This window comes from Opitutales bacterium, assembly GCA_013215165.1.
Taxonomy (GTDB): domain Bacteria; phylum Verrucomicrobiota; class Verrucomicrobiia; order Opitutales; family JABSRG01; genus JABSRG01.
Genome location: JABSRG010000089.1, coordinates 1 through 8,507 on the forward strand (window position 1 = coordinate 1; position 8,507 = coordinate 8,507).

7 protein-coding genes are annotated in these 8,507 nt (G+C 49.5%); 4 read left to right on the top strand and 3 right to left on the bottom strand.

The window, feature by feature from the left end; translation table 11 throughout:
- The coding region (locus HRU10_14285; GenBank protein ID NRA28399.1) for a response regulator at window positions 1-1,784 on the top strand (1,784 nt) is incomplete at its 5' end.
- On the opposite strand, the gene HRU10_14290 is transcribed toward HRU10_14285, so the two are convergent.
- Window positions 1,781-2,458: a zinc metallopeptidase gene (locus HRU10_14290; protein ID NRA28400.1), complete on the bottom strand. Its 678-nt coding sequence runs from the start codon at window positions 2,456-2,458 to the stop codon at window positions 1,781-1,783. The genes HRU10_14285 and HRU10_14290 overlap by 4 nt on opposite strands.
- A 205-nt stretch (window positions 2,459-2,663) precedes the next feature.
- Here HRU10_14290 and HRU10_14295 point away from each other — a divergent pair, with 205 nt between their 5' ends.
- A complete protein-coding gene (locus HRU10_14295; GenBank protein ID NRA28401.1) occupies window positions 2,664-3,593 on the top strand; it encodes a uracil-DNA glycosylase in 930 nt (309 codons plus the stop codon).
- Window positions 3,594-3,613: 20 nt separating this feature from the next.
- On the opposite strand, the gene HRU10_14300 is transcribed toward HRU10_14295, so the two are convergent.
- A complete protein-coding gene (locus tag HRU10_14300) occupies window positions 3,614-4,372 on the bottom strand; it encodes a helix-turn-helix transcriptional regulator (protein NRA28402.1) in 759 nt (252 codons plus the stop codon).
- Window positions 4,373-4,486: 114 nt separating this feature from the next.
- Here HRU10_14300 and HRU10_14305 point away from each other — a divergent pair, with 114 nt between their 5' ends.
- A complete protein-coding gene (locus HRU10_14305) occupies window positions 4,487-5,593 on the top strand; it encodes an HlyD family efflux transporter periplasmic adaptor subunit (GenBank protein NRA28403.1) in 1,107 nt (368 codons plus the stop codon).
- Between the two features lie 13 nt (window positions 5,594-5,606).
- Window positions 5,607-7,397: an ABC transporter ATP-binding protein gene (locus HRU10_14310; GenBank protein ID NRA28404.1), complete on the top strand. Its 1,791-nt coding sequence runs from the start codon at window positions 5,607-5,609 to the stop codon at window positions 7,395-7,397.
- Between the two features lie 2 nt (window positions 7,398-7,399).
- On the opposite strand, the gene HRU10_14315 is transcribed toward HRU10_14310, so the two are convergent.
- Entirely contained in the window at window positions 7,400-8,074 is a 675-nt protein-coding gene (locus tag HRU10_14315; GenBank protein ID NRA28405.1) for a hypothetical protein, read from the bottom strand.
- Between the last annotated feature and the right edge of the window lie 433 nt (window positions 8,075-8,507).

Below are 8,507 nucleotides of genomic sequence, written 5' to 3' on the forward strand. Positions count from 1 at the left end.
CCACCGCGCCACCTACATCGAAAGTCAAGAATGGCTCAAAGAGGCCGCATGACTCCCCGCACCTCTGGTCACACCCTGTCGCACATGACAATCACTATCTTCACGTTTATAAATACTATCTTGAATATCAAGAGCTAGCTAAACAAGTAGGGCTAGAAAACTCTTTCGAAACTGATACGTCTGAGATTTTCTTTCGCTACGAGATATTACTCAGCCGAATTGATATACTATACACCGGAGCTACTGCGAAATTGTTGCGCGAGAAAACTGAGCATTATGATGACTTCAAATTGCAGCGCGATTATCTCTATTCCATAGAGCCGCTTGTAGCGCGGGCTGATGCTGGGGATCGTGAGGCGATGCGGGCGCTTTTAATGGAGCTCAGTGGGAGAGCCCATGAGGTGAAACTGCTCATGTTTGATCTCAGCAACCTTGTCTACGATTCTTTCAATCAACGTCGCGACGGACTCTCCAACGCCTTTTCGGAGACAGTCAAATTGGTTACGGTGACGATCATCTGTTTGTTAATTATGGTCGTGCTTTTGTTGGCCTTGGCATTTTTGGCGTCAAAAGCGCGCGCTTCGGCAGTGCGGCATCGACAACTTGCCGAGCGGAGTGCTCAGGCCAAGTTGCGCTTTCTCGCGACAATGAGCCATGAGATCCGGACGCCACTCAATGCTATTATTGGTTTCTCAGAATTACTCTCTAGGAATTCGATCCCTTCGGACAAGGCATCGAATGAGCATATAGGTATCGTGCTTCGAGCTGGACGCCATCTGTCGTCGCTCATTGACTCCATTCTAGACTGGTCAAAGATCGACTCGGGTAAGATAGAGCTGGTATCTACTCCGATTCATCTGGCGAATTTCCTCCGGGAATTCCACGGACTGTATCGTGGTCGAGCTGAAGAAAAGCATATTGATTTTGTGCTCGAAGCTAGACCTGAAACCGATGTCGGACTTTGGGTGGACGTGACTCGGTTAAATCAGATTCTAACCAATTTGGTAGGTAATGCCATAAAGTTTACCCCCAAGGGCAAGCGGGTCACGTTAAGAGCGAAGCGGAATGGGGTTCTGTGGTATTTTGAGGTCGAGGATGAGGGGATTGGTATCCCAATAGAGAAGCGTCGTCTTGTTTTTGAGGTTTTCGAACAAGCCGATTCAACTACGACGCGGCAGTTCGGCGGATCTGGGCTTGGGTTGTCAATTTCTAGGGAGTTAGCCCGTTTAATGGGCGGAGATATCGTTTTGAAGAGCTCTGAGACCGGTGGCTCTGTCTTTACCTTGAAGATTCCCCATGACGAAGCTGAGCTGGAAGAGGAGGCAATCGCAGAGAAAAATGACTTTGATCCGTTGAAGGTGAGGTTTGAAACCTCTACTAAGGTCTTGGTCGTAGAAGATGGGAAGGCGAATCAGAAGCTCATTGCCATCATGCTCCAGAAAATGGGTATCTCGGTTTCCCTGGCTTCGAATGGGAAAGACGGGTGGCAGCAAGCATCTGCCCAAGTTCCTGATCTCATCTTGATGGATATGCAAATGCCGGAGATGGATGGTCTAGAATCCGCAGAGCGCATTAGCGCAGAGCCCAGCTTGAGGGACGTCCCGATCGTTTTTTTGACAGCCAATGCATTTGAGGAGCATCGGAGCCTCGCGATGCAAGCCGGTGGGGCGGGGTTCCTGACAAAACCCGTCGATTTGAGAGAGCTAACAAAAGAGCTTGTTCGGCATTTGCCATACAATCTCTTGAAAGAAGAGGGTATCGATAGAGTGGAATCTGTGAACTAGTCCCGTCTAGCCAACAGGATATAATATGCCAAGGTCATCAAGCTGGAGACGAAGGCAGCAACGTAAGTCCATCCAGCGGCATTCAAGGTAGAAACCACCCCTTGGCGCTCCTCATTTTGAATGATTCCCAAGCTGAGCAAGTGCTCCCGGGCGCGCTTCGATGCATCAAATTCCACTGGGAGGGTGATGAGTTGAAAGACGGTCAATACGAGATAGCATCCGATTACAATCCAGATGGCAGGTCCCGCAAAGGGGCCTAAAAATCCAAACAGAGAGGCTATGATGATAAAAGGCAGGATCTGGCTAGCAAACCCTGTGACTGGGACCAAGGCCATCCGTGCTTCCAGGGGTCCGTAGCTTTCTTTGTGCTGTATCGCGTGACCTGCTTCATGAGCGGCCACACCCAAGGCTGCGAGTGAGGTGCCAAAATAGTTCTCTTTGCTCAGAGCCAATCGTCTATTTCGTGGGTCGTAATGGTCGGTCAAATGGCCTTCGATTGGAACGATTTCTACATCGTTGATGCCTGCTTGACGCATGACGTAAGAGGCTGCTTGAGAGCCGGTGATGCCTCCACGCGATGGAACATTACTCCATTTATTATAAGTACTGCTGACACGCATTTGCGCCCAGATTCCAAGGATGAAGGTGGGGACAATTAATATAAGGAAGAGCATAATGTTTTTGTGTTTAACCGTGTATAGCAATGATGGTTCCAGAGAATCGACCTATTGTTTCGACCCTTGAATTCAATTATAGAACGAAATAACTCGAATATGCGGCTTTTCAAGCGGTTGGTTGAGGTGCGGCCCTGTCTCAATTTTGTGTCACAGTGGCCCGCTATTCGGTTGTGTCGTCTCAAGAGCTGCGTTGACTCGCTGGATGCGCGAAGCAATCGAAGCATTGGTAATGGAGTTTAAGCAACTGAAGCGTTCCGGAGAGGAGCACGTGCTCTTGGCGCCTGAACGGCTCCAGTCTCTCCAAGATGCTGTTTCGCACATGGCTACGCATCCTGCAGAAGAAGGAAAAGAGTCTAGGCCATTGCTTAAAGTAACACGGCGCGATCAAGAAGGCCCGAGTGTATTTGAGCAGTCGATGCAGGATAAAGCGTCTCTAGTCCAAGAGCAGGCCCCTAGATTAACCCCGTCTGAATCGGCCTTTCCGGCTCCGCCCAGCATTGAACTACCCGATGGTTCTAAACAGGAGCAATGGGACTGGCTCAAAGAGCGGGTCTTATCATGCCCTGTCTGCGACCAAAATACGCCCAGGGGTAAGCGGATCGTTTACGGGGTTGGAAGTTTGGATGCGGAGGTGTTTCTCTGTGGGGAGGCTCCGGGTGCCGATGAGACAGTAAAAGGTGAGCCTTTCGTCGGACCGGCTGGCCAATTGTTGGATAAGATCATGGCGACTGCGGGCTGGACTCGTGACGAACTGTATGTTGGGAATATCATGAATTGGCGGCCGGACACCGGGAAACGCTTCGGTAACCGCCCTCCGACCAGTGAAGAACTTGCCTTTTGCCTGCCCTACCTCAAGGCACAGGTCGCGATCGTGAAGCCAAAGGTAATCATTGCTCTCGGCAAGACGGCGGTAAAGGGGTTGCTTTTCGGCGAGGATAATTTCTCACTCGGCCGGGTGCACGGTCAGTGGCACGAGTTTGAGGGTATTCCAGTCATGCCGACTTACCACCCATCCTACCTACTCCATAATGGCACCAATCAGGCGAAACGCATGGTGTGGGAAGATATTATGCAAGTGATGGAAAAACTGGGTAGGTCTATCAGCGAAAGGCAGCGCGGGTATTTTTTATAAGCGTATATCAAATAGATACGTTAGTCTAATTCTCGATTTTTTCGGTAAGCAGCCGGGGTGATGCCACGGTATTTTCTGAACACCTTAGTCAGATGAAATCGATCGTAGAAACCGGATAGATCTGCGATTTGTTCGATGCTGAACTGAGGGCGATTGAGGAGGGCTGTGGCGACCTCGCAGCGCTTCACTATTATGTATTGCTGAGGTGTGATCCCGTAAGCAGTTTTGAAGCTGCGGATGAAATGATTCACGCTCATGTTTGCGGTGTCAGCAAGGGCCGCGTTACTGATCCCAGAGACAGCATTTTGCAGGAGTTGATTGAATGCTGCGCTCAGGCGCAGGGATGCGGTGTGCGGGGCGCGTTGATCAGCTGGGAGTTCGTCGAGGACTAAAAATAGGAGCCGGTAGGCGAGGAAAGCGGTCTCGGGAGATTCCGACTCCTTGTGGCCCAAATCAATAATCTGTTGAATCGTGTTCTTCGCCTCGTCTCTGATCGGCAATGCGTAGATGTTGCCTTGGATATCCCAACTGCATTGAAAGGCGATGTGGAAGTGCCGAAAGGGCTGAATATTTCGTACGGAGTAGTTCACATTCCTTCTGATCAGATAGAGTTTATCTGACTGGAGTTCAAATTCCGTCTCTCCATCTGGAGTGATGTAACTCCCTCCATCTGAATGCCAGTAAAGACGGGTATAGGGGGCCTTCATTCGCGCATAATTCCGGGCTTTGATGCGTGGAAGCCGCACGTGGTGAATCAAGATGGGAGAAGGTGTAATCATCGCTTGGTGTTTTCTTACATATTAAGGGCGTCTCTATCCATAGGTTTTTGGCTTTATTTTTGATATTATATGTCGGATCAAATCACTCTGTGGTGTTTTTGTCAGAAGATTGTGATGAAAGAAAAGAAAAAACGGGGAATTGCTGTGGGCTTATCAGGCGTCGTCGCGCTGGGCCTGTTACTCCTGGCTGCCTGTTTATTTATCTATGATATGAAGGTCACCACGCGGGCCACCGGAGTGATCGAGCCGGCTGTCGCAGCAACATTATATGCTCCTCTTGAAGGCAGGGTGGCCGAGGTGATGGTGTTGCCAGGATCGGAGGTTGTCGCGGGTGACGTGGTATTGCGCTTGGAGAATCCAGAGATTGATGAGGCTGTCTTGGCCGCAAAACAAGATATCGAAGGGTTTGTTCATGAGATCCGTCAATCTGAGATCAAACTGCGTGAATTGGAGATCACTGAGGGAATCCCTGAGAGTTTTGCGGTCGAACAGTCTCTTGCTCTCCAACGCGAGATAGAGAGTGAGTATGAGAGCATCCGGAAAATCTATAGTGAGGCCTTAGACAGTGGGGGCGTATCTAAGCTCAAAGCTACCGAAAAGGTAATCGAAGCTTTGAAGGTGCGTATGGAAGGGTTTTCACGTGAGGGCATTTTACACCAGAAAGAGTCTGGATTAACCGATGTGTATACAGATAGAGAAAGAGAGTGGCAGCGTTTTGCCCGAGCCCAGATAGAGCTACTAAATGACAGGCTATCTCTACTGCGTAGCGAACAGGCTCTTTTGGAGATTCGAGCACCCATTTCCGGCATTGTCACCGACGTGTATGCTCACCACCGCTATGCTCGCGTATCTGGAGGTGATGCTTTGCTTGGAATTGCCGATTTGAGTGGTGAGTATGAGGTCGAAGCATACATTCCTGACCGCAATATAGACTTAGTGCACGAGGGTCTTGAGGTTCGCCTTGAGTCGCATGTATATCAGTCCTCCTCTGAGGGCTATATGACGGGGCGTGTGTCACGCGTAATACGTGACGCCTATCGAGTAAGCCCGGATTCTGAGGCACAGTTTGAAATACTGGTGACGATTGACTCGTTTCCTGTTGAGCCCGTTGTCGGAAGTAAGGTGGATCTAGAGATTATGGTCCACGATTTGACCCCGATCGATCTAGTCGCGCGCCGCTCGTTGCGGACAAGAGACGTCGAAGAAGCGGAGGCTAGATAGTCCAGGTCCTTTTATGAAAAGTATCGAAAAGGCGGATTCACTTTTGAAATTTGTGTTGCTCGAGTTCGGGCGCTTTCGCTGGGGCATGCTGCTTGCGGTTATTAGGAGTATAGTGGTGGCGCCGCTTCCTCTGTTGTTTGGAGCGATGATCGATGTGCATCTTCCATCGGGGAGTGTGTATGGAATCGTGGTAACGGCGTTAATTTTTGTATCGCTACTTATGATTCATACCGGCTGTGCCATCGGTGCGGCGCGTATGTTGGGCTATGCGATTACGACTCTAGTTCGCGATATTCGGAGCCGCGTTTTTAATCGTATGCAGTTTCTAAGTTTCGGGTATTTAGACCAGAGTACCACGGGTCGGCTCTTATCGAAATATGCTTTCGATTCTCAGAAAGTTCAGGATGTGATGCTGAACATTCTAAATAATATCATACCAGCGATCTTCAGCGGGCTGAGTGTGACGATTTTGATGCTGATCCTGAACTGGAGGCTGGCGGCTGTAGCCTTAATTATCATACCTTTGCTGCACGTAACACGGGAGCTATTTAAAAAGCGCCTTCATCAAAAAAATCGTGAGATGCGCCTGGCTCAGGAATCCCTGACGGGCAGTGCTAATGAAATGATTTCGGCTTTACCGTTAGTGCGGAGTCTAGGTGAAGAGCGTAAAGCTGAACATCGTCTATCGTCGTTTAATCTGCGTCTTGCCGAGGCGCGTTTTGGACTCTTCAGTATGGGCAGTGTTTTCGGGACCTTTCTCTTTGTGAGCAACTCGCTGGTGAGTCTATTTGTGGTGTCAATTGGAGCCTACATGGTCTTGGAAGGCTATCTCACGATAGGTGCACTCTTTGCCTTTGTTGCGGCGCTACCCATCATTATGCAGCCGTTTACAATGATCGCCCAGTCCCTCGAGCAATACATGGTCGGACAAGAAGCATTCACGAGTATTCGCGAGCTGGTTGCGTGCGATTATGTAGAGAATTGGAAAGGCAAGACAGTGCTATCGCCCATGCGTGCAGATATCCGATTTATAGATGCGGATTTCGCTTATCCGGGTAAAGAAGATCAGCTCATTTTTAAAGACTTCAACCTACGCATACGTTCGGGTGAAAGTGTGGCTCTAGTCGGTGCTTCAGGATCGGGTAAGAGCACCTTAGCCAACCTCGTTCTTGGGCTCTATTCGCTCAAGCGTGGCCAAATCGAAATCGACGGAGTGCCCCTTGAGCAGCTAGATATGCGCAAGATGCGGCAGCGTTGCGCCATTGTGATGCAGGACAATATTCTGCTGTCGGGATCTATATTGGATAATATTCGATTTGCGCGCGAGCGATCAACAAACGAAGAAGTCATTGCTGCTGCGAAGGCCGCGAACGCGGATGAATTTATCAGGGATTTACCAGACGGATATGATACTGTGATCGGGGAGCGTGGTGTCAGTTTATCCGGTGGGCAGCGCCAACGTATTTCGATTGCACGCGCTATTTTGCGTGATCCGCAATTGCTCATTCTCGACGAGGCTACTTCAGCGCTAGACAACGAAAGCGAGGCCCAGATTCAAGAGGCCTTGGATAGACTGTCTCGGGGGCGTACTGTTATTACGATCGCCCACCGATTGAGTACGATACGCAATGCCGATCGGATTGTGGTATTGGGGAAGGGGAAGATTCTTGAACAGGGCTCGTTCGAGGAATTGGCGACGATCGGTGGTCACTTTAGCCGTTTACTCGATTCTCAAATCGCTACGTCGAGCAGCCTTGCTTTAGCTGCTGGTAAAAGAGAAGGTGAGGCAAATCCAGCTGCGTGAGCCTAGAAACCTGCCTTTTGCAGAGTAGGTAGGATGTCTGAGTATATTTCCAGATACTTATTCTTTAGTTTTTCAGCCTCGTTGGCGTTTGCGCGCTGTTTGGATTTAGGGATTTCCGAGTTTCCAGCATCGGCCATAAATTGTTCCGATGATTGAATGAGTCGTGCTACCTCCTTCTTTTTATTCTTTAGATAGGACACCTCAGTGCTACTCAATAAAGGAAGGCTTTCTATTCGAGCTTGAGAACTGCTGCCGAGCAATGACATTTCAATTTTAAGATTCGAGGCGATGTCAGCACGATAGACCTCTATGTGGTCGGGAGTTCGACCTAAAATGGTGACATCGATTTTGCGGTTTTGCTTGTCTGAAATCGAGGTGTTGAGTGGGTAAGGAATAATAGAGAACTGCTCATTCGCACTCAGGCACATCTCAATAAATCTCTTCATGCCACTCGGTCCCGCTGTTGGATTGGAAGGCAGCGCGTTGTAGTTACCACCGCCTGAACTCGTGAAATCTGCCAGGCTGTCATAAGTAGTCTTTGTATTTGTGTCACCAGAACTCACATTCTTAGTGAGCGACTTTGCTTTTTCGATGAGCTCGGGGTTGGACTCTAAAATAAGAGCGATACCCCCACCGATCATGGCGAGGAATAAACATAGGAACAGCAGACTTTTCATCGTGTTAGATCGGTTATATCCAGCCGCGGTGATGTAAAGAACAACCTTGGCTTATTTGATTAAGACCGGATTTGCCGGTAAGGATTGAAGCCCGAATTCCCCATGTAGTGTGACGGCGATAGCCGTTGCTTGACCTGAGCTTTGATCTGCATGACGGCAATCGCTCTCGTGATCACCCTACCAAAACACCAGGAAGTTAGGCAATTCGGTCTATCTGATGCGGGCGTAAGTGGGTGCAGTTGAAAGGACGGGGAGTTTTTCCAGTAGTCGCTCCTCGGTTCCATTGGTTGTACAAGTTGAGGCGCTTTGTCGCTTCGTCCCCTACGGCGTGGATCGAAGCAACGGCCTGCGCCCCGACAGAGCGCCGTGCCTAATGTGACCGTGACTATATATTCTCCAGTCAGTGAAAATCTGAACTTCTTCGAACCGGTCA

What these genes read in the sequence shown, in the direction of transcription:
- HRU10_14290 (NRA28400.1), bottom strand. Translation starts at nt 2,458, where the DNA reads ATGCTCTTCCTTATATTAATTGTCCCCACCTTCATCCTTGGAATCTGG.
- HRU10_14295 (NRA28401.1), top strand. Translation starts at nt 2,664, where the DNA reads ATGCGCGAAGCAATCGAAGCATTGGTAATGGAGTTTAAGCAACTGAAG.
- HRU10_14300 (NRA28402.1), bottom strand. Translation starts at nt 4,372, where the DNA reads ATGATTACACCTTCTCCCATCTTGATTCACCACGTGCGGCTTCCACGC.
- HRU10_14305 (NRA28403.1), top strand. Translation starts at nt 4,487, where the DNA reads ATGAAAGAAAAGAAAAAACGGGGAATTGCTGTGGGCTTATCAGGCGTC.
- HRU10_14310 (NRA28404.1), top strand. Translation starts at nt 5,607, where the DNA reads ATGAAAAGTATCGAAAAGGCGGATTCACTTTTGAAATTTGTGTTGCTC.
- HRU10_14315 (NRA28405.1), bottom strand. Translation starts at nt 8,074, where the DNA reads ATGAAAAGTCTGCTGTTCCTATGTTTATTCCTCGCCATGATCGGTGGG.